Source organism: Streptomyces sp. NPDC002870, assembly GCF_042888505.1.
Classification (GTDB): domain Bacteria; phylum Actinomycetota; class Actinomycetes; order Streptomycetales; family Streptomycetaceae; genus Streptomyces.
In genome coordinates, this window is the sequence record NZ_JBIAPW010000042.1 from 18,743 (window position 1) to 39,256 (window position 20,514).

The 20,514-nt window shown below is 73.0% G+C and carries 13 protein-coding genes; 5 read left to right on the top strand and 8 right to left on the bottom strand.

All coding sequences use genetic code 11. The annotated features are described in order from the left end of the window. Positions 1 to 44: 44 nt before the first annotated feature. The 4 genes from ACFYWY_RS33660 to ACFYWY_RS33675 form a co-directional block, all read right to left on the bottom strand. Complete coding sequence (locus tag ACFYWY_RS33660; RefSeq protein WP_389193800.1) at positions 45 to 5,036, bottom strand: hypothetical protein; 4,992 nt, start codon at positions 5,034 to 5,036, stop codon at positions 45 to 47. 63 nt (positions 5,037 to 5,099) lie between these two features. Beyond that, positions 5,100 to 6,020, bottom strand: a complete 921-nt coding sequence (locus ACFYWY_RS33665) for a hypothetical protein (protein WP_389193803.1) — start codon at positions 6,018 to 6,020, stop codon at positions 5,100 to 5,102. A gap of 214 nt (positions 6,021 to 6,234) precedes the next feature. Next, positions 6,235 to 7,761: a hypothetical protein gene (locus ACFYWY_RS33670; protein ID WP_389193806.1), complete on the bottom strand. Its 1,527-nt coding sequence runs from the start codon at positions 7,759 to 7,761 to the stop codon at positions 6,235 to 6,237. A 62-nt stretch (positions 7,762 to 7,823) separates the two neighbouring features. Then, a complete protein-coding gene (locus ACFYWY_RS33675; RefSeq protein ID WP_389193809.1) occupies positions 7,824 to 8,591 on the bottom strand; it encodes a GntR family transcriptional regulator in 768 nt (255 codons plus the stop codon). A 120-nt stretch (positions 8,592 to 8,711) separates the two neighbouring features. On the opposite strand from ACFYWY_RS33675, the gene ACFYWY_RS33680 reads away from it, so the two are divergent. From ACFYWY_RS33680 to ACFYWY_RS33700, 5 genes are all read left to right on the top strand, one after another. Then, the gene (locus ACFYWY_RS33680) at positions 8,712 to 9,989 is read left to right on the top strand and encodes an MFS transporter (protein WP_389193812.1); all 1,278 of its coding nucleotides are present in this window, start codon (positions 8,712 to 8,714) and stop codon (positions 9,987 to 9,989) included. Positions 9,990 to 10,081: 92 nt separating this feature from the next. Continuing rightward, positions 10,082 to 10,873 carry a putative hydro-lyase gene (locus tag ACFYWY_RS33685; protein ID WP_389193937.1) on the top strand — a complete coding sequence of 264 codons (792 nt, stop codon included), beginning with the start codon at positions 10,082 to 10,084 and terminating at the stop codon, positions 10,871 to 10,873. A gap of 32 nt (positions 10,874 to 10,905) precedes the next feature. Then, positions 10,906 to 11,670: a LamB/YcsF family protein gene (locus ACFYWY_RS33690; RefSeq protein WP_389193814.1), complete on the top strand. Its 765-nt coding sequence runs from the start codon at positions 10,906 to 10,908 to the stop codon at positions 11,668 to 11,670. Then, complete coding sequence (gene pxpB, locus ACFYWY_RS33695; protein ID WP_389193817.1) at positions 11,667 to 12,296, top strand: 5-oxoprolinase subunit PxpB; 630 nt, start codon at positions 11,667 to 11,669, stop codon at positions 12,294 to 12,296. Before ACFYWY_RS33690 ends, pxpB begins: the two co-directional genes overlap by 4 nt. Continuing rightward, complete coding sequence (locus ACFYWY_RS33700; RefSeq protein WP_389193820.1) at positions 12,293 to 13,285, top strand: biotin-dependent carboxyltransferase family protein; 993 nt, start codon at positions 12,293 to 12,295, stop codon at positions 13,283 to 13,285. The genes pxpB and ACFYWY_RS33700 overlap by 4 nt, the downstream gene beginning before the upstream one ends. Here the strand turns inward: ACFYWY_RS33700 and ACFYWY_RS33705 are convergent. From ACFYWY_RS33705 to ACFYWY_RS33720, 4 genes are read right to left on the bottom strand one after another with little or no spacing between them, the layout of a single operon-like run. Then, the gene (locus tag ACFYWY_RS33705; RefSeq protein WP_389193823.1) at positions 13,264 to 16,860 is read right to left on the bottom strand and encodes a hydantoinase B/oxoprolinase family protein; all 3,597 of its coding nucleotides are present in this window, start codon (positions 16,858 to 16,860) and stop codon (positions 13,264 to 13,266) included. The two genes, ACFYWY_RS33700 and ACFYWY_RS33705, sit on opposite strands and share 22 nt — an antisense overlap. Further along, the gene (locus ACFYWY_RS33710) at positions 16,857 to 18,209 is read right to left on the bottom strand and encodes an SGNH/GDSL hydrolase family protein (RefSeq protein WP_389193826.1); all 1,353 of its coding nucleotides are present in this window, start codon (positions 18,207 to 18,209) and stop codon (positions 16,857 to 16,859) included. Before ACFYWY_RS33710 ends, ACFYWY_RS33705 begins: the two co-directional genes overlap by 4 nt. Continuing rightward, positions 18,206 to 19,366, bottom strand: coding sequence for a glycosyltransferase (locus ACFYWY_RS33715; RefSeq protein ID WP_389193829.1), 1,161 nt, complete (start codon positions 19,364 to 19,366; stop codon positions 18,206 to 18,208). Before ACFYWY_RS33715 ends, ACFYWY_RS33710 begins: the two co-directional genes overlap by 4 nt. Beyond that, a complete protein-coding gene (locus ACFYWY_RS33720; protein ID WP_389193832.1) occupies positions 19,363 to 20,487 on the bottom strand; it encodes a glycosyltransferase family 4 protein in 1,125 nt (374 codons plus the stop codon). Before ACFYWY_RS33720 ends, ACFYWY_RS33715 begins: the two co-directional genes overlap by 4 nt. Positions 20,488 to 20,514: the final 27 nt, after the last annotated feature.

Here is a 20,514-nt window from a genome sequence, read left to right on the forward strand (position 1 = left end):
GCGGGGTGCGGGGCTCGGGGTGCGGGCTCGGGGTGCGGGGCTCCTCAAGCGCCGGACGGGCTGACTTCCTCCGGTGGGACCGGCGTTCGCTTGAACATGCGGGTCGCCGTGATCTCGCCGTGCACCGTCTCCCCCGACGGGTCCTGCTGCGGCAGGCCGGGGCGCAGATGCTCCTCCACGCTGATGTACTTCAGACCCGCGCGCAGGTCCGCGTCATTGCGCAGCCGGATGACCAACGGGAATTCGGCGAGAGCCGTGGTGTCGAAGAGCCCTGTCGTATAGAGCAGCTGGACCCCCAGCGCATCGGAGACCGCCCGCTGGAGCTCCAGCAGGTACGTCGCGTTGGCCCGGCCGATCGGGTTGTCGAGGAACAGTGTGCCGGCATGCCGGTGCTTGTCCCGGCCGCGGTCGTTGCTGCGCAGAGCCGCCATCGTGCAGTACAGCGCGATGGCCGCGGTGAGCAGCTGGCCGCCGGAGAAGACGTCGCCCATCTGGCCGACCGGGACCCGCTCGGCACGCAGCACCGCGTCGGGCTTGAGGATCTCCACGGCGATGCCCCTCGGCTGCAGCGCAGCCTGAACTCCGCGCAGCAGCAAGGACATTCCGTCCCGGCGGCCCTCCCCGTACGCCGCCGCGGAGTTCTTCTTCACGGCCGCCCGGGTCGCCTCGTCGATGACCTCGCCGAGCCGCTCGGCGAGCGTCGCCTGGTCCGGCTCCTCGAAGCGGATCCGCAGGAACTCCTGTCCGGACCACTCGCCGAGCCCCTCCGGAAGGCGGGAGAGCCGCTGTGCCGAACGGAGCGTCGTCAGCGCGGACTCCACGAGACCGCGCAGCCGGTCGACGATGGTGTCGCGGTTGCGCTCCAGCTGCTCCAGCTCGTCGGTCAGCACGCGCAGCCGGGGAGCGAAGGCCTCCGCCCACTTCGCGGCGTGCTCGGGCAGTGCGGCGGCCGGCAGCTCCCGGATCTGCTGGCGTGCGGGGGTGCGCACCTGCTCGTACCGCGTGGAGTTGGCGTGCCGTACGAGGATGTCGCTCGCTTCTCGCACGGCTGCCTCGGCCGCCGACAGGTCGGTGGCGCAGCCGCGCAGTGACCGGCGGGCCTCGGCGGCCGAGTGCCGTGCCTCCTCCAGGCTGCCGGGGTACGGCTCGGGCGCCTCCTGCGCGTCGGCCGCGTCGTCGTGGTGCTCCCGCAGCAGGTCTCGCAGGAGCGCCGCGGTCTCGTCGAAGCCGCCCGCCGCGTCCTCGGCGGCGCGATGGGCCTGGAGCAGGGCGGCGTGGGCGGAACGGGCCGTCTCCAACGCGTCGGTGCGCGCCGCCAGTTCGGCCGTGGCGGTGCGCAGCAGGGCCTGAGCCTGTTCGGCGTCGGCGGGGACCAGCTCTTCGGGAAGGTCGGTGTGCGACTCGCCGTGAGGTCCCCCATGCCGAAGGCCGGGGGACGGAGCCAGCCGCTCCGCCTCGCCGCGCAGGCGGCCCAGCTTCTCGCTGGCCTCCGACGCGCGAGACTCCAGCATCTGTACGAGCGACTCGGCGCGGGCGGCCGCGGCCTGGCGGGACGGACCGTCGGCGCCGTCCGTGCCCTCCAGGAGCTGGGCGGCGCGGGTGCGGACCTTGTTGGTGAGCCTGTCGAGCTCGGCGAGGGCGGCGCTCTCGTCGCTCTCGGCACGGGCCTGTTCGGCGCGCAGGTCGGCGCCGACGCCCACCTTCTCGTACAGCTGGGATGCGGCCCGGTACGCCTCACGCAGGGCGGGCAGCGCGGTGCGCGGAGTGTCCGCGTCCGCCGCCGGCAGGTTCTCCGGGGCACCGGCGATCTCCGCGCGCTCGGCGCGCAGCGCGCGGGCCGTACGACGGGCGTCGTCACCGGCGCGCTGGGCGGCCCGGCGGTCCTCGTCGGCGGCCTTCGCCCGCTCCAGGCAGGTCGTGGCCCGGGCCTCGGACTCGGCGGCGTCGTCCGCCAGTTCGCGCAGCTTCACCTGCCAGCCGGCGCGCTCACGGAGCCGGAAGGCGAGGCCCGCGAGGGCATCGGCGGCGCGGCGGGCGCGCTGGGCCGCTTCCTGGCGTTCGTCGCGCACCCGGGCGGCGTCGGCCGCGGCCTCGTCCGCCTCGGCGCGTACGGTACGGGCTTCGGCGAGCGCCGCCTGCGCCTCCTCTGCGGCTTCGCGTGCGCTGCGGGCGCCCTGCGCGAGCTCGGCGAGCATCCCGGGCGGGCAGTCCGCGCGCCACGAGCCGAGCCGCGCGGCGATCGAACGGTCCCCGGCCAGCCGGGCCGCGAGTGCACGGATCTCCTCGTCCCGCGCGGTCGCCCGGGCCCGCAGTGCCTGCCGCTCCTCGTCGGCCGCGTGTTCGTCGTGCATGGCCGGGTTCGGCGGTACGAGGAACACGTCTTCGCCGGGGGCGCTGCCCGTGCCGGGCCCTGGCACCGGCGCGAGCAGCGCGGCGGCCGTGCCGACGGCCACGGCGGACCGGGGCAACAGCGCGGCTGCGCCGAGGACTTCGCGTGCGCGGGCATGCGAGGCGGGATCGGTGATCACCACACCGTCGACGAGTTCGGGCCGCGCGGCCAGCACGGCGGCGTGGTCGGCCGGGTCGACGGCCTGCGCGAGGTAGCGCCAGCCGGGCAGGGCGGGGATGCCGTGCTCGCCGAGGTACTCGACGGTCGCGAGGACGTCGGGCCCGGGGGGCAGCAGCCCGCCGTCGCCGAGCGCTCCGAGGATGCGGGCGTCGTCGGCGGCGGCGGTGCGCAGGTCGAAGAGATGCCGCTCGGCGGAGGCGATGCCCTGGTCGAGCAGCTCCCGCAGCTCGTCGGCGTACCGGTCCAACTCTTCGGCGGTGAGGGGCTCTTCGACGGTGCGGAGGGGGGCAGCGGTGCCGGGCGTGTTTCCGCCCTGGTGTGTCTGTCCGCTGCCGGACACCGCGGCGGAGTCGGCGCGGAGAGTGGCGTGGGCGGGGTCCACGGACGCGCCACGCGCGCTGTCGGCCGACGCGCCGGACGAACCGGCGCCGCCCGCCTCGGAGACGGGGTCACCCGCCTGGCCGGGCCCCGGCGCCGCGGATGTACCGGCTTGCGACGGCCCGAGCCCGCCCGTGGCGCCGTCGCCGGCAGACGCCGACGTGTCCCCCGCGCGCACTCCCCCGGGCGTCTGACCGGCCGCCGTCGTCCCCCGTCGTGGCGACGGCACCGCCGCATGCAGCGTCGGTGGCAGACTCAGCAGTTCCGCCAGGCGGTCGTCACCGGCGATCGAGGCCGCCGCGCGGCGCTCCGCCTCGTACGCGTTCTCCGCGGCCACGGCCGCGTCCGACGCACGGGCGGCCCCAAGTTCGGCGCGGGCCTCCACCGCGGCCGCGTCGCGCGCATGGTCCGCCGTCGTGCGAGCAGCCTCGCGGGCTGCGTCCCAGGTCCCGACGGCCGTCTTCTCCGCGTCGCTCGCCGCCAGCGCGGCCCGCGCCGGGTCGGCGTCGGGTGCGGTGTCGTCGAGCCAGCCCGCCCGTACCGCCTCGGCCGTCTCCTGTTCGACCTCGGTCAGCCGCTGCCGCAGGTGCCCGATCTCGCTGCGGGCGCGCTGCGCCTCCGTGGCCGCGGCCGTCGCGTCGCGGTGTGCGGCCTCGCCCGCCTCCAGGAGCGCCGCGGAGCGCTCCTCCTCCTCATTGGCCAGCCCTTCGCCCGCCTCCGCTGCGGAGTGCAGGGCGCGGACGAGGTCGGCGGCGGCCTTGGCACGGGCGGCGAGCGCCGGGGCGGCGTCCCGTTCGGCCTCGCGGATCGCCGCGGCGACGCGCGCGGAGCGGTCGGCGGCGGCGCGGTGGCGCAGTACGGCTTCAGCGGCCTGCCAGGCGGAGTGCAGCGTGCGCGCGTCGGCCAGCTCACGACGCTGCGCCGTGGCGCCCTTCTCCGCGACGGCCAGGGCCAACGAGGCGTGCCGGTAGGCCAGTTCCGCGGCGATCAGCGAGCTGCGGCTGCGGGCCTGCTCGGCCTCCGTCACGGTGTGCGCGGCGGCGGTGACCTGCTGGGCGAGGTCGGCCGTACGGCCTCGCTCCTGGGCGGCGCGGGCGGAGAGCCGGCGGGCCAGCGTGCGCGTACGGCGCTCGGCGCCCGCGTGGATGTCGCGGGCCCTGGTCCGGGCTTCGGCCGCCTCCACGATCCGGCCCAGCAGATCGACCGAGCCGGCCGTGAAGTCGCGTTCCGCGGTGAGTTCGGCGCGGCGGCCGAGCTTGTTGCCGAAGCTGCTGACGAGGTCGGCGAGCCCGTCCGTGTCGCGGGTGTCGGTGACGGCCCGCAGCAGCAGATCGGTGAAGTCGGAGTCCTTTTTGACGGCGAAGAGCCCGGCGGCCTCGCCCTCGTCCGCGTTCATCTCCCGTTGGTAGCGGAACAGTTCGGGATCGAGACCCACATCGCCGAGGTGTTCGTTCCAGCGGTCGTGGATCTCCTCCCAGTACACGTCGAGGTGCGGATACGCCTTGCCCGCCTCGGTGATGGCGTCCCGGAAGCCCTTCATCGTGCGGCGTCGGCCCTGCGCTCCCGACGCGCCCTCGGCGGGCGGACGGACAGCGGTCGACTCGGCCACCGGCAGGGAGTCGAGGCTGAGTCCCGGTCCCGGCCGGAAGGAGTACCAGGCTTCCGCGAACTTCCGCGGGTCGCCCGAGACCTGACGGCCACGCCACTCGCTGACCTTGCCGACCACCACCAGCTCGCCGGTGAGCGTGTGCTGCCACTCCAGGGCGACATGTCCGCAGTCGTCGGCGAGCAGGAACTTGCGCAGTACTCCGGAGCTGGCGCCGCCGAGGGTGTTGCGGTGGCCGGGCAGCATCACCGAGAAGATCAGCTTCAGCAGTACGGACTTGCCGCCGCCGTTCTCCAGGAAGAGCACGCCGGCCGGCGCGGGGCGGCGCGGCGGGCCGACCGGCTCCTCCTCGAAGAACTCCGCCTGTGTGGGGGCGGGGTGGGGCACCGGCTCGCCGACTCCGCGCAGGTCCAGCACGGTGTCGGCATAGCGCGCACCGGCAGGCCCGATGGAGTAGAGGCGGACCCGGGACAGCTCGTACATGGCGGCGGACTCTCGTAGTTGGCAGGAAGGTGTGGCAGGGGAGTTCAGCAGGGAGGTACGGGTTCAGGCGTGGAAGGGCAGGCCGGCGTCGGCCGCCAGCTCCAGGTCGTCCGCGTCGGGCGGCGGCACGAGCGTGGCGGTGCCGTCGCTGACCGGCACGACGCCGAGCTCGATGAGCTCGGCCATGGCCGCGCTGCCCGCCATGTCGCGCACCTGGAGCTGGTAGCGGGCGGTGGTGCGGTAGGCGCCTCCGGCGTCGTCACCGGTCCGCTGGAGGAAGCCGGAGTCGGTGAGGAAGGCGACCGCCTTGCCGACGATGCCGGTGGTGGATCCGGCGAGGCGTCGCGCGTCCTTGGTGGCACCGGTGGCGCTGCGCCGTGCGTAGATCCGCCAGGCGGCTTCCAGGCCGGGGGTGTCGGTGGCGGGGTCGGTGTTCTCGCCCTGCGCGTCGGCGCGCTCCTCCAGGCGGCGGCATGCGTGGCGGACGAATGCGTCGACGCCGTTGACCGTTATGCGGCCGATGTAGCCGTCGTCGGCGAGGTCCTCGGGGCGGGGGAACGCCATGGCGGCGACGGCGAGATGGGCCAGGCCGTGCAGGAAGCGGTCCGCGGAGTCGGGGGACGCGCGGCGGGCGTAGTCGCCCATGCGGACGGCGAAGACGGAGTCCTCACCGGCGGTGACGGCCATGCCGGCGCGCGGGGAGACTTCGAGGACGACGAGCCCGAGTCCGGTGGCGACGGCGTCGGCGAGCCGGGCGAAGGCCGTCTCCTCGCGGTAGCGGCGCAGCAGTTCGGCGTACTCCGCGTCACGCGCGGGCAGCAGCTTGGGCTGCAGTCCGAAGGAGACGAGCCGCGCGGCGTCGGCGGCGTCGGCGGGCGTGACGGCGGCGGTGGCGGTGGCCGGTGCGGCCGATGCGGGCGTCTCAGCCGGGCCGGTCGGGTCGCGGTCGCTCCACGCGGTGGTCGGTGCGTGGTCGTCACTCACTGGAGGGTGCTCCTTGCTGCGAATTGCTGGTGTCGGCGAGACGGCGCCTGCGGCGGGCCTGGAACTGGGGCTCCGCCCCCAGACCCCAGCACGCCCTTCGGGCGTGTCCTCAATCGCCGAACGGGCTCAAAATGAGCACCGCCGGCGTTTGAGGCGCGGGGGTCCGGGGGCAGCGCCCCCGGCGGGGTCCGGGGCGGAGCCCCGGTACTGGTGCTCACGCCGCCTCCGAACGCGCTGCCGCCATGCCCGTCGCGTCCAGCAGCGCCGTGCCCACGATCAGGTCCGCCCCGCCGAATTCCGGGTCGTCCAGTTCGGTGCCGTCGTCGACGGCGAACAGCAGCCGCTCCTCGCCCTGGCGGTAGGCCGTGCCGACCGGTGGGCTCGCCGCGTGGATGGCCAGCAGGGCGACCAGATACGGCAGTTCTGGATCGCGGCGGCGGGCCTCCGCGAGCAGTCCCGAGAGTCGGCGCGGCGCGTCGTGCTCCAGGTCGAGCAGTTCCATCGCGCTCGCCAGCTGCGCTTCGCTGAAGCGGCTGTCGTCGGGCGTGGCGATCAGATCCGGCTCAGGCATCTCCGCGCCCAGATGCTCGCGCTCCATCGGCGGGGTGAGCAGCATGTCGACCAGGTCTCCGACCCGTACGGACGACGGCGTACGCAGACCGGTCCCGCGTGCGAAGAACGCGTCCGTGACGCGGATCGCGGCCTCCATGGGGAGCGGCAGGATCGGCGCGACCAGCTGACCGTACAGATCGAGCCCGGTCCGGGCGGTGGGGCGGGCGAAGGCCTGGCGGTCCTGTTCGGCGCGGAACAGCGGGCCGGCCTCGAGCAGCCGGGACTGGAGCTGAGTGTGGCGGCGGATGCAGTCCTTGACTATGTCGACGAGTTCGGCGGCGCGCCGCTTGTGCTCGGGGTCTTCTGCCTCGTCCCTCGCCCTGCGGATGTTCGTCAGGATCGCGTTCTCATGGCGATAGCGGTCGGCGACGTGGTCGAGCGCCTCGGCGATCATGTCGGGCACCGCGTTGAGCCAGTCGACGGCCCGCACATTGCGCCGGGTCGCCTCCAGCGTTCTGCGCAGCGTCTCGGCGTACTGCACGGTGCGGTATCTGGCCTGCTCGGCCGCGAGCTGAGCATCGGCGAGGCGGCCCCTGCTGATCAGGACCTCCAGCTTCACCTCGGCCGCGATCTGCGCGCTGGTGACGTCCGTGTCGAGGGCGCCGACCAGGACGTTGACCGCTTCGTCGGTCGTACGGAGATAGACGCTGCCGCCGTATCCCGGCACTTCCTCGATGAGCTTGAAGTCGTAGTCACGCCGTGTGTAGACGCCGTCGGGGCCGAAAGTGCCGTAGACCGCGCGGAATCCGCGGTCCACGCTGCCGACGTTGATCAGGTTCTCCAGGACCCAGCGGGCGACCCGCTCATGCTCGGCAACCGGGCGCCGCGGGGCCTGGGCGGCGACGCGCGGAAGCAGTCTCGCCACTATCTGGTCATGATCGGCGCCGGTGTCGAAGTCCATGTTCAGCGTGACGAGGTCGATCGCCGCGAGGGCGACCTCCGCCATCGCGTACACGGTGTACTCCCCCGCGAGGTTCGCCTTGCGGGTGTCGAGGTCGTGCAGCGGCGCGGTGCACGCGAGCGCGCGCAGCCGCCGCGCGAGCCCTTCGTCGGCGGCCGGGCCCTGTGCGGGCCGCGGCCCCGCGCTGAGCTGGGGCGGAACGAAGTCCGTCGAGGCAGGCGAAGTCACGCTGCACAGATTAGGTCCTCGCACTGACAACGGTCGAAACGGCGCAGAAGCGACCGGCCCCGCTACGCTCCCTCTTCTTCTTCCTCCTCTACGCGATGCGCGTACGTCTCCACCAGTTGCATGCGCGAGTCGTCGAGGTAGTCCGCGAGGAGCCGCTCCGCGCCCGACCGGTCCCCCGCGCGCAGAGCTTCCAGAATCGCCCGGTTACGTACGAGATAAGGCTGGTGCAGCCGCCGCGGGTCGTCCACCACATGGAACGCCAGCCGCAGCTCGGCCAGCACGCTGCGCATCAACTCGTCCGTGCGGGCGCTGCCTGCGAGGGCGACGAGTTCGCGGTGGAAGTGGATGTTGGCCGTGGAGACACCCTTCCAGTCGCGCTCACGCTCCGACCGCTCACCGCCCGCCACGGCCGCGTCCAGCTGCTCCAGCGCGTACGGCGGCTCTCCGAGCCCGTGCACGACGGCGCATTCGACCAACTGCCGGGTGCGGTAGATGTCCACGACGTCCTGAACGGCGAGCATCCGCACGAAAACCCCGCGGTTGAGCTCGTGCACCAGCAGCCGCTCGTGTGTCAGCAGCCGGAACGCCTCGCGCAGTGTGTTGCGCGAGACGCCGAGCGCCTTGCCGATGCTGTCCTCAGAAAGGCGCTCTCCCGGCGGGAAGTAGCCCTCCGCGATGCGGGTGCGCAGGATGTCCGCGACCCGTTCCGCCGTGCTGGTTCGGCCCAACAGCGGGCGGTCGTCCGCCAGTCCGCCGATCCCGGACTCCGTCGTCCCCACAACACCCTCTCTCTCCCCCGCCGGCCGCTCTCGCCGACGCGCGAACTCCATCGTAGAAGCGTAGAAGCAAGAACAACCCGACATCACCCTTGTCGGATCGTTCAACAATCCCCTACCTTGGCGACACCGCACAGTCTCGACAGCACCCTCCTCCCCCTCTGCGAGGTGCAGATGAGCACGACCCAGGCACAGACGAAGCAGGGCGAACTCCCCGAGGACACCGGCGCGTTCGCCTGGCTGAAGGCACTCGGTCCACGCGGCCGCCGTGCCTTCGGCGGTGCGTTCGGCGGCTATGCCCTCGACTCCTACGACTACTTCACGCTGCCGCTCAGCATGGTGGCGATCGCCGCGTACTTCAGTCTCGACAACGGACAGACCGGACTTCTCACCACCGTCACCCTGGTCGTCTCCGCGGTGGGCGGCGCCGGCGCCGGGATCCTCGCCGACCGGATCGGCCGGGTGAAGGCGCTGATGATCACGGTGATCACCTACGCGGTGTTCACCGTCCTGTGCGGTTTCGCCCCCAACTACGAGACGCTGCTTGTCTTCCGGGCCCTTCAGGGCCTCGGCTTCGGCGGCGAGTGGGCTGTCGGCGCGATCCTGGTAGCGGAGTACGCCAGTGCCAAGCACCGTGGCCGCACCCTCGGCGCCGTGCAGAGCGCGTGGGCGGCCGGCTGGGCGCTCGCCGTCATCGTCTACACCCTGGTCTTCCAGTTCCTCGACGCCGACACCGCCTGGCGCGTGATGTTCTGGACGGGCGCGCTGCCCGCCCTGCTGGTGATCTACATACGACGGAATGTCAGCGACGCACCCGAGGCCGCCGCGCGTCGCACAGCCAGCACCGAGCGCGGCTCCTTCTCCTCGATCTTCAAGAAGGACCTGCTGCGCACGACGTTCTTCGCGACGCTGCTCTCCACCGGCGTCCAGGGCGGCTACTACACGCTCGCGACCTGGGTGCCGACGTACCTCAAGACCGAGCGGGGGCTCACCGTCGTCGGCACCGGCGGCTATCTGACCTTCCTGATATCCGGTGCCTTCATCGGCTATCTCACCGGCGGTTATCTCTCGGACCGGATCGGCCGGAAGAAGAACATCGTCCTCTTCGCCGTGCTGTCCGCGATCGGCATCCTCGCCTACACCAACATCCCCTCGGGGGCGAACGGTCTGCTCCTCGTCCTCGGCTTCCCGCTCGGCTTCTGCATGTCCGCGATCTTCAGCGGCTTCGGATCGTTCCTCAGCGAGCTCTACCCGACCGCCGTGCGCGGCACCGGTCAGGGCTTCACGTACAACTGCGGCCGCGGCGTGGGCGCGTTCCTGCCCACCCTCGTCGGCTTTCTGTCCGACAGCTGGGGAGTCGGCGGCGCGCTCGTCCTCGGCGCGGTGGGCTACGGTCTCGCGGTGATAGCGCTGCTCGGCCTGCCCGAGACGCGTGGCAAGGAGCTGCTGTGAACGGGACGGATGACCGGACCAAGGACCGGACCAAGGACCGGACCACGCACCGGGCGAAGGACCGGCCGAAGAACCGGCCCGCCGGCTCCGCCATGGGGCGCGTCGACGGGCACGCCTGGACGCCTGACGAGGCCCGCAAGCAGTTCCGTTCCGGAGTGACCGGGCCCACCGCGGGCCTGGCCCCCGGCCACACACAGGCGAACCTGATCTCGGTCCCCGCCGACTGGGCGTACGACATGCTGCTGTTCTGCCAGCGCAATCCGAAGCCCTGTCCGGTGCTCGACGTCACCGACGCCGGTTCCTGGTCTACGCCGCTCGCCCCGGACGCCGATCTGCGCACCGATCTCCCGCGCTACCGCGTGTGGGAGCACGGCGAACTCGTCGACGAGCCCACGGATGCCGTGCCGCACTGGCGCGACGACCTGGTGTCGTTCCTGCTCGGCTGCAGCTTCACCTTCGAGTGGGCGCTTGCCGAGGCCGGAGTTCCGATGCGCCATGTCGAGCAAGGCCGCAATGTCCCGATGTACGTGACCAATCGGCTCTGCCGTCCCGCGGGGCGGCTGCAGGGGCCCATGGTGGTGTCGATGCGCCCCGTGCCGCCCGAGCACCTCGCCACGGCGATCAGTCACAGCGCCCTGATGCCCGCGGTGCACGGCGGTCCTGTGCACAACGGCGACCCGGCGGCGCTCGGCATCGAGGACCTGGGCCGCCCCGACTTCGGCGACCCGGTGGACGTCGAGCCGGGCGACGTCCCGGTGTTCTGGGCGTGCGGGGTCACCCCGCAGGCGGCGGTGAGGGCCTCGCGGCCGCCGTTCGCGATCACGCACGCACCGGGCCAGATGTTCATCACGGACGCCCGCGACGAGCAGTACCGCGTGGCCTGAGGAGAAGCAGGAAAGACAGGAAAGGGGAGCACATGACCTGGGCGTCCATCGATCTCAACGCCGACCTCGGCGAAGGCTTCGGCCGCTGGCGGCTGACCGACGACGAACAGCTGATGTCCGTCGTCACCAGCGCCAATGTCGCCTGCGGCTTTCACGCCGGGGACGCGGCCACCATGCGCCGGGTCTGTGAGCTGGCGGCGGACCGCTCGGTGCGGATCGGCGCCCAGGTCTCGTACCGCGATCTGGCCGGCTTCGGACGGCGCTCCATGGACGTGCCGCCCGACGAGCTGGCCGCCGAGATCGCCTACCAGATAGGGGCGTTGGAGATCTTCGCGCGGGCGGCCGGGTCACGTGTCTCGTACGTCAAACCGCACGGCGCTCTGTACAACCGAGTCGTCCACGACGAGGAGCAGGCGGCGGCCGTCGTTGAAGGCGTACTGCTGTCGGGCGAGCGGCTGCCGCTGCTCGGGCTGCCCGGATCGAAGCTGCACACCATGGCGGAGAAGGCCGGACTGCCCGTCGTCACCGAGGCGTTCGCGGACCGGGCGTACACCGCGGAGGGCACGCTCGTGCCGCGCGGACAGGACGGCGCGGTGCTCAGCGACCCGGCCGCGGTCGTCGAACGGTCCGTCAGCATGGCGCGGTTCGGGGTGATCACTTCGCGTTGCGGACGGTCGGTCGCGGTGCGTGCCCGCTCGCTCTGCCTGCACGGCGACACTCAGGGGGCCGTCACGCTCGCCCGTCGGGTGCGACACCAGCTGGAGAGCGTCGGGGTCCGGGTGGAGGCCTTCGTATGAGAGCACTTCCGGTCGGCGACCGGGCTCTCCTCGTCGAGCTGGCCGACGGGGACGAGGCCGGCGCGCTCCATGCCGAACTGCTGCGTCGACGTGCCGCCGGCGCCCTGCCCGCGATCCGGGAGATCGTGCCCGCCGCGCGGACGGTGCTCCTCGACGGGCTCGACGGCCCGGAGCAATTCGCCAGGGAGCTCGCTCAGTGGGAGATTCCGCCGCTCCACGCGCGCGTGCAGGACGCGATCGAGGTTCCGGTGCGTTACGACGGGCCCGACCTGGCGGATGTCGCGGCGCTGTGGCAGGTGCCGGAGGAGGAGGTCGCAGGGATCCATTCCGCGGCCGAATTCCGGGTCGCCTTCTGCGGGTTCTCCCCCGGATTCGGCTATCTGACGGGGCTGCCGCAGCAGTACGCGGTCCCGCGCAGGGCCACCCCGCGCACCTCCGTCCCGGCCGGGGCGCTCGCCCTGGCCGGTCCGTACACCGGGGTGTATCCCCGCTCGTCCCCCGGCGGCTGGCAGCTGATCGGGACGGCGAACACCGTGCTGTGGGATCCGGCGCGGGAGCCCGCCGCGCTGCTCTCGCCGGGGACGCGGGTGCGTTTTGTGCCGGAGCGTGCCGGGATCCGCCGATGACCGACAGGGCCTTCGCCGTCGTACGGGCCGGGGCGCTGACCACTGTGCAGGATCTGGGGCGGCCCGGACATGCCCACTTGGGGGTGCCGCGCTCCGGGGCGCTCGACCCGCACTCGGCCGCTCTCGTCAACCGTCTCGTCGGCAACACCCCGAGGGCCGCGGTCCTGGAGACCACGATCAACGGGTGTGCTCTGCGGCCGCGTTGCGCGGTGACCGTGGCGGTGGGCGGCGCGCCGTGCTCCGTCACGGTCGACGGGCGGCCGGCGGCGTGGGGCGCGCCGGTGCGCATCGCCGCGGGATCGCTGCTGGAGGCGGGCCCGGCGGTGCGCGGCGTGCGCACCTATGTGGCTTTCGCCGGCGGGGTCGCGGTCGATCCGGTGCTCGGCAGCCGCTCCACCGATCTGCTCTCCGGACTCGGCCCCCCGCCCCTCGCGGACGGCTCGGTCCTGCCGCTCGGGAAGCCGGCCGGCCCGCCGGCCCGGCTCGACGGCGGCGTGCCGTGGCCCGCCCCGCCGGCCGAACTGGTGCTGCGGGTCCGGCTCGGGCCGCGCGCCGACTGGTTCACGGACGCGGCGCTGAACACCCTGGCCCGAGGCGCGTACCGGGTCTCCTCGGCGAGCAACCGCATCGGGCTGCGTACCGAAGGGCCGTCCCTCGAGCGCGCCGTACGAGGCGAACTCCCCAGCGAGGGCATGGTGCTGGGGGCGGTCCAAGTGCCGCCGGACGGCTGCCCGGTGGTCTTTCTCGCCGACCATCCCACCACCGGCGGCTACCCGGTGGTGGCGGTGGTCGACGAGCGGGATCTCGCGGCGGCGGCTCAGGCCGTGCCCGGCACGCCGGTGCGTTTCGACCCGGTGCGTTTCGACCCGGTGCGTTTCGACCCGGTGCGTTTCGACCCGGTGCGTTTCGACCTGATTCGTGACGTCTCGAATCGTGCCGTCCCGATTCGCTCCGCCCGGTCCGCCGGCTACGAATCGGGCTTGCCGTAGCCCCCGCCCCCGGGTGTGTGCATCACGAGCACGTCCCCGGGGCCGACATCCACCGAGTCCACGCCGTGCAGCTCCGTCACGCTTCCGTCGGCACGCTCCACGACGTTCCTGCCGAGCGCGCCCGCCTCGCCGCCCGCCATGCCGTACGGCGGGACGCGGCGGTGCCCGGTGAGCAGCGCGACCGTCATCGGCTCCAGGAAGCGGATTTTGCGGACCACTCCGCTTCCGCCCTTCCAGCGTCCCCGGCCGCCGCTGCCCTCCCGTACGGCGAAGGCGTCCACCCGCACCGGGTAGCGCCACTCCAGCACTTCGGGGTCGGTGAGGCGCGAGTTGGTCATATGGGTCTGTACGGCGTCGGCGCCGTCGAAGCCGTCGCCCGCTCCGGAGCCGCTGGCCACCGTCTCGTAGTACTGCACACGGTCGTTGCCGAAGGTCAGGTTGTTCATCGTGCCCGAGCCCTCGGCCTGGACGCCGAGCGCGGCATACAGCGCGCCCGTGACGGCCTGCGAGGTCTCCACATTGCCCGCGACAGTCGCCGCCGGATGTACGGGCGCGAGCATCGAGCCCTCCGGCACCCGCACCTCCAGCGGCTCCAGGCAGCCGCTGTTGAGCGGAATGTCGTCGGCGACGAGCGTCCGGAACACGTACAACACCGCTGCCATCACCACGGACTTGGGAGCGTTGAAGTTCCCTGGCTGCTGCGGCGAGGTGCCGGTGAAGTCGATGACGGCGCTGCGCTCGTCACGGTCCACCCGCAACGCCACCTGAATGACTGCCCCGCCGTCGGTCTCGTAGCGATACGAGCCGTCGCTCAGCCCTGCGACGATGCGGCGCACCGACTCCTCGGCGTTGTCCCGGACATGCTGCATATAGGCCTGGACGACATCGAGTCCGAACTGGTCGACCATCCGGCGCAGTTCGGCGATCCCCTTCTCGTTGGCGGCGATCTGGGCGCGCAGGTCGGCGAGGTTGGTGTCCGGCGCGCGGGACGGGTGGGGAGCGGTGGTCAGCAGCTCTCGCGTCTCGGCCTCGCGGAGTCGCCCGTCCCGTACGAGCAGCCAGTTGTCGAAGAGCACACCCTCCTCGTCCACGGTGCGGCTGAAGGCGGGCATGGAGCCGGGGGTGATGCCGCCGATCTCGGCGTGATGGCCGCGCGAGGCCACCAGGAAGCGCAGGTCGTTCCCCTCGAACACGGGCGTCACGACCGTGACGTCGGGGAGATGAGTGCCGCCGTGGTACGGGTCGTTGATCGCGTAGACATCGCCCGGCCGCATCACGCCCTCGTTGCGGCGCAGCACCTCCTTGATGGACTCGCCCATCGAGCCGAGATGTACGGGAATGTGGGGTGCGTTGGCGATCAGATTGCCGTCCGCGTCGAAGAGTGCGCAGGAGAAGTCGAGCCGCTCCTTGATGTTGACGGAGTGGGCGGTGTTCTCCAGGCGGACGCCCATCTGCTCGGCGATGGCCATGAAGAGATTGTTGAAGACCTCCAGGAGGACGGGGTCCACGTCGGTGCCGACAGCGGCCCTGCCCGGGCGGGGGCGCACACGCGTGAGCAGCAGATGCCCGCTCTCGTCGGCGGCCGCGCGCCAGCCCGGGTCGACCACGGTGGTGGCGTCGGCCTCTGCGATGATCGCGGGCCCCTCCACGGCGTCGCCGGGGCCCAGGTCCGCCCGCCGGTACAGGGGCGTCTGGCGCCGCTCGCCGTCCACGAACATCCGCACCACGGTGCGCGGGGCGAACTCCCCTTCGCCCGCCGTCTCTTCGACGACGTATGCGCCGTGCTCCCCCGCCGTTCCCACCGCCTCGACAGAGACCGCCTCCACGACGAGCGGCTTGTCCATGGTGAACGCGTAGCGGGCACGGTGGGTCGTTTCGAAGGCCTCCTTCATGGCGCTGACGGTGTCCAGCGGCACGGGCAGACTGGCGTCCGTTCCCGCGTAACGGAGCAGCACGCGCGCGTGCGTGCTGATCGCGGCGTCCGGGACGGCGTCGGCGCGCAGTTCGGCGCGGGTGCGGGCGGCGAGATCGTCGCAGAGTGCGCGTACGCGTCCGAGGGCGGCCTCGTCCAGTTCCGCCTCGACGGACTGCTCGCGCATGGCGGTCGCGTCGGCGAGCCCGATGCCGTACGCGGAGAGCACCCCGGCCAGCGGCGGAACGATGACGGTGTCGACGCCGAGGGCGTCGGCAACGGCGCAGGCGTGCTGGCCGCCCGCGCCGCCGAAGGAGGTGAGGGCGTAGCGGGTGATGTCGTGCCCGCGCTGTACGGAGATCTTCTTGACGGCGTTCGCCATATTGAGGACGGCGATCTCCAGGAAACCGGCCGCGACCTCCTCGGGGGTCCGTTCCGTGCCGGTCTCCTTGCGTACCTCACCGGCCAGTTCGGTGAACTGTTCACGCACGGTGTCGGCGTCCAGCGGCTGATCGCCGTCCGGGCCGAAGACGGCGGGGAAGTGGCCGGGCTGGATGCGGCCGAGCATCACATTGGCGTCGGTGACGGTGAGGGGGCCACCGCGGCGGTAGCAGGCGGGGCCGGGCACGGCGCCGGCGGAGCCGGGTCCCACGCGGTAGCGACGGCCGTCGAAGTGGAGGACGGAGCCGCCGCCGGCCGCGACGGTGTGGATGTTCATCATCGGAGCGCGCATCCGTACGCCGGCGACCTGCGTGCCGAGCTCGCGCTCGAACTCGCCGGCGTAGTGCGAAACATCGGTGGATGTGCCGCCCATGTCGAAGCCGATGACCCGGCAGAAACCGGCCTGTTCGGCGGTCCTGGCCATGCCGACGACGCCGCCGGCCGGGCCGGACAGCACGGCGTCCTTGCCGCGGAAGTGGGTGGCCTCGCGCAGTCCGCCGTTGGACTGCATGAACATCAGGCGGATGCCGTCGAGTTCGGCCGCGACCTCGTCGACGTAGCGTCGCAGGATCGGCGAGAGGTACGCGTCGACGACGGTGGTGTCGCCGCGCGGCACCAGTTTGATCAGCGGGCTGACCTCGTGGGAGCAGCTGACCTGGGTGAAGCCGAGCGCGCGGGCCTCGTCGGCGACGCGGGTCTCGTGGGCGGGGTGGCGGTAGCCGTGCAGCAGCACGACGGCGGCGGCGTGGAAGCCGTCGGCGCGGGCGGCCTTCAACTGCTCGGTGACGGCGGCCAGGTCGAGCGGGCGGACTCTCTCGCCGTGGGCGTCGACGCGTTCAGGGACCTCGATGACGCGCTCGTACACAGCCTCCGGGAGCAGGATCCGACGGTCGAAGAGCCGGGGCCGGTTCTGGTACGCGATGCGCAGCGCGTCCCGGAATCCCTCGGTGATGACGAGGACGGTCGGCTCGCCGCGCCGCTCGAGGAGGGCGTTGGTGGCGACGGTCGTGCCCATCTTCACGCTGTCGACACGGTCGGCCGGGACGGGTTCGTCCTGGCCGACGCCGAGGAGCAGCCGGATCCCGGCGACGGCCGCGTCGCGGTACCGCTCCGGGTTGTGCGAGAGCAGCTTCCGGGTCACGAGCCGTCCGTCGGGGCGTCGGCCCACGACGTCGGTGAAGGTGCCGCCACGGTCGATCCAGAACTCCCAGCGCCCGCTCATTCCCCCATTCTGGCAAGGGGACCGTCCGGTGACACGGAGGCCAGCGCGGACGAGAGGGCGTGCTCGGCGCTCAGGTCCAGGCGTGCGCTGGTGCCGCGCGCCCAGTGGCGTACCTCCGCGCCCGCCAGCCTCATCAGCTGCGGCAGCAGGTCGGTGCAGCGGCGCGCCACCCACGCGGTGCCGGCCGTGGCGAGCCACAGCACGGACGCGGACCGGCTCGGCGGGCGCTGCTCGGGCTCGCCGCCGGGCGCCGTCCCATGGGCGAGGCCGCGCTCGGCCAGCAGCTCGTGGAAGCGCCGGGCGATCATCCGGTGTCCACGCTCGCCCGGATGCAGCCGGTCTGCGCTCCACATGGACCGATCGGCGACCCAGGCGGCGTCCGCAGCATGCAGATGTACGGCGCCGTAACGGTCGGACAGGGCGTGGACGACCGCGTTGACCGCCCGCTGACGCCTGGCGAGCGGGCGGGCCAGCGGCAGGGGAAGCCCGAGCATGCTGCCGGGGTCGGGCAGACACGCGGTCAGCAGCACGGTGCCGCGGGCCACGAGCTGCTTGCACACGGCGTCGAGCTGCCGGGCCATGTCCTCGATGTCGAAGGTGCGGCGCAGGGTGTCGTTGACCCCGACGAGTACGGCGGCGATGTCGGGTTCGAACGCCAGCGCCTCGGGGGTCTGCCGCTCGGCGACGTCCCCGGTGAGCGCTCCGCTGACGGCGAAGTTCCGGAACTCGGCGGGCGCGTCGCCGCCCCCGATCCCCGAGGCGAGCAGAGCGGCCCATCCCCGCCAGTGGCCATCGACGCGATCGCCGACGCCTTCGGTGAGGGAGTCACCGAGAGCGGCGAAACGGGGCGCGCGCGAGTGGGGTTGGGGGGCGAGCCCGTCGCCGGGCGAGCGGTGGCTGACTGGCGGGGTTACGCCGGCAGCCGTGCAGGCGTGCCCGTCCACCCAGGCACCATCCCCGACCACCGGAGCCACGACGGCGGCGTTGGAGGCGTATCCGTCCACGCGGGCGCCGTGCCCCACCGCCGGGGCAACTACGGCAGCCGTGGACACGTACCCGCCCGCCGAGGAGCCATCCCCGACCACCGGAGCCACAACCGCAGCCCCGGAGCCATACGCACCCACCGGGACACCGTCCCCGACCATCGGAGCCACGACCGCAGCCTTGGACACGTACGCCACCACCTGCGCGCCGTCCCCGACCGCCGAGGCGCCCCCAATGACGCGTTGACGTTCCGCATCAAGAGCTTCGACGCGCACCTTCGCCCCGGGCCGGGAGGCCTCCGCGCCCCCCTCCGGACCCTCCGAGCCCGGCTCGTCCACCAGCGTGGCGCCCCGGCCCGCCGTCACGCCGTCACCCCTTCTCCGTGTGCACGCTCGCGCACCGGCGGGGCCTCGTGCGCCGCCAGGAACGCCTCTACCGAGCGTTGCCAGTCGAAGAGTTCGGCCCGCGCCCTGGCCGCCTCGCGGCGGTCGTTCTCCGGGCGGGCGAGCAGGCTCTGCACCGCGTCGGCGAAGTCCTCCGGAGTGTCGAGCGCCGCCGCTCCCGCGTCGCCCACCACCTCCGGCAGCGCCGACGACGCGCTCGCCACGACCGGCGTGCCGCAGGCCAGCGCCTCCAGAGCAGAGAGCCCGAAGGTCTCCGCGGGACCCGGCGCCAGGCAGAGGTCCGCGGCCGCCTGGAGGTCGGCCACCAGCTCGCGGTCGCCGACATAGCCGAGGAAGACCGCGGGCAGCCGCTCCGCTCGGGCCCTGCGGGTCAGCGCGGCCCGCAGGGGGCCGTCGCCCGCGACCACCAGGGAGGCCCGCACACCGCGTTCCCGCAGCTCGGCGAGCGCGTCCAGAGCCATGCCCGGGCGCTTCTCGACCGAGAGGCGGGAGCAGAGCAGCAGAAGCACTTCGGCCCCGGCGGCGTACTTCGCGCGCAGGACCTTGCTGCGCCGTCCCGGCCTGCAGCCGACCAGATCGACGCCGAGGGGCGCGCGCACCACATTGCGCGCCCCGATGCGGACGAACTCCCGCTCCGCCCACTCCGTCGTGCAGACGATCCGCGAATACGCCCACGCGGTGTGGCGGTTGAGCCGGTCCGCGGTCCGGGCCGCGAGCGACTCCGAGAGCCCCCACGTCCTGAGCACCCCGTCGGCCGTCTCGTGCGAGACCATCACCGAGGGGATCCGGTGGCGCCGGGCCCACTCGCCGGTCCACCGCAGGGTGGTGCGGTCGGAGACCTCGATCCGGTCGGGTTCGATGCGTTCCAGGACGTCGCGCAGCCGCCGCCGGCCTGCCAGCACCCGGTAGCCGCCGGTACCCGGCAGCTCGGGTCCGGGCAGGGTGATCACCCGTCCCTGCGGGGTGAGCTGGTCGCTCGCCAGGTCACCGGGCACGATCAGCACGGGCTCGTGGCCCGCGGCCAGATAGCCCTTGCCGAGCTCGCGCAGCGCGGTGCGCAGGCCGCCGGATGCCGGGGTGACGAAGTTCGCGAGCCGTACGATCCGCAGCCCGCTCATGCCGCCACCGCCGTACGCGCGCCGAGCACCTCGGCGTAGTGGTCGAGGAGCAGGTCCCCGATCACCGCCCAGGTCCTGCCCTCGACGGCGGCCCGTCCGGCCAGCCCGTAGGCGGCACGCAGCGCCGGGTCCCCGGCCAGCGTCGCGACCGCGCTCTGCACCGCGTCCACGTTCCGCGGCTCGACCAGCATCCCGGTACGCCCGTGGTCGACCAGGTCGAGCGGTCCGCCCGCGGCCGGCGCAATGACCGGCACCCCACTGGCCATGGCCTCCTGCACGGTCTGGCAGAAGGTCTCGTACGGACCGGTGTGGGCGAAGACGTCGAGCGAGGCGAAGATCCGGGCGAGATCGTCGCCGGTCCTGCGGCCGAGGAAGACGGCCCCGGGCAGTGCGGTGCGCAGCGACGGCTCGCTCGGCCCGTCGCCGACGACCACGACCCGTACGCCGGGCATCCCGCAGGCCCCGGCGAGGAGCTCGACATGCTTCTCGGGGGCGAGCCGGCCGACATAGCCGACGATCAGCTCGCCGTTGGGGGCGAGCTCGCGGCGCAGTTGCTCGTCCCGCAGCTCTGGCCGGAAACGTGCGGTGTCCACGCCGCGAGGCCACAGCCGCACCCGCTCCACCCCGTGCTCCTCCAGATCGCGCAGGGCGGCGCTGGAGGGCGCGAGCGTGCGGTCCGCGGCGCTGTGCACGGTACGGATGCGCCGCCACGCGGCCCCTTCGCCGGCGCCCACGTACGTACGGGCATAGCCCGCGAGGTCGGTCTGGTAGACGGCGACGGCCGGCAGGCCCAGCCGCGCCGCTGCGGCCATGCCGCGCACGCCGAGCACGAACGGGCTGGCCAGATGGACGAGCTCGGCCCGGTGGGCGGCGATCGCGGCCGCCACCCGGCGGCTGGGGAGCGCCACCCGTACTTGCGGATATCCGGGCAGTGGCAGAGAGGGGACACGCACCACGGGGCAGGGCGCGCTCCGGTCGGAGCTGTCGGCCCCGGCGACCGCCGGGGCTATGACGAGCGGGTCATGACCGCGCACGGCGAGGTGCCGGGCGGTCTGCAGGGCGCAGTGCGCCACACCATTGACGTCTGGCGGAAAGGATTCGGTGACGATGACGACACGCATACCCGAGTTGTCGTCTGGCCCGGGGTG

Coding starts and splice junctions, on each gene's coding strand:
- ACFYWY_RS33680 (WP_389193812.1), top strand. CDS start 8,712: ATGAGCACGACCCAGGCACAGACGAAGCAGGGCGAACTCCCCGAGGAC.
- ACFYWY_RS33660 (WP_389193800.1), bottom strand. CDS start 5,036: ATGTACGAGCTGTCCCGGGTCCGCCTCTACTCCATCGGGCCTGCCGGT.
- ACFYWY_RS33675 (WP_389193809.1), bottom strand. CDS start 8,591: ATGGAGTTCGCGCGTCGGCGAGAGCGGCCGGCGGGGGAGAGAGAGGGT.
- ACFYWY_RS33705 (WP_389193823.1), bottom strand. CDS start 16,860: ATGAGCGGGCGCTGGGAGTTCTGGATCGACCGTGGCGGCACCTTCACC.
- ACFYWY_RS33700 (WP_389193820.1), top strand. CDS start 12,293: ATGACCGACAGGGCCTTCGCCGTCGTACGGGCCGGGGCGCTGACCACT.
- ACFYWY_RS33715 (WP_389193829.1), bottom strand. CDS start 19,366: ATGAGCGGGCTGCGGATCGTACGGCTCGCGAACTTCGTCACCCCGGCA.
- pxpB (WP_389193817.1), top strand. CDS start 11,667: ATGAGAGCACTTCCGGTCGGCGACCGGGCTCTCCTCGTCGAGCTGGCC.
- ACFYWY_RS33690 (WP_389193814.1), top strand. CDS start 10,906: ATGACCTGGGCGTCCATCGATCTCAACGCCGACCTCGGCGAAGGCTTC.
- ACFYWY_RS33720 (WP_389193832.1), bottom strand. CDS start 20,487: ATGCGTGTCGTCATCGTCACCGAATCCTTTCCGCCAGACGTCAATGGT.
- ACFYWY_RS33685 (WP_389193937.1), top strand. CDS start 10,082: ATGGGGCGCGTCGACGGGCACGCCTGGACGCCTGACGAGGCCCGCAAG.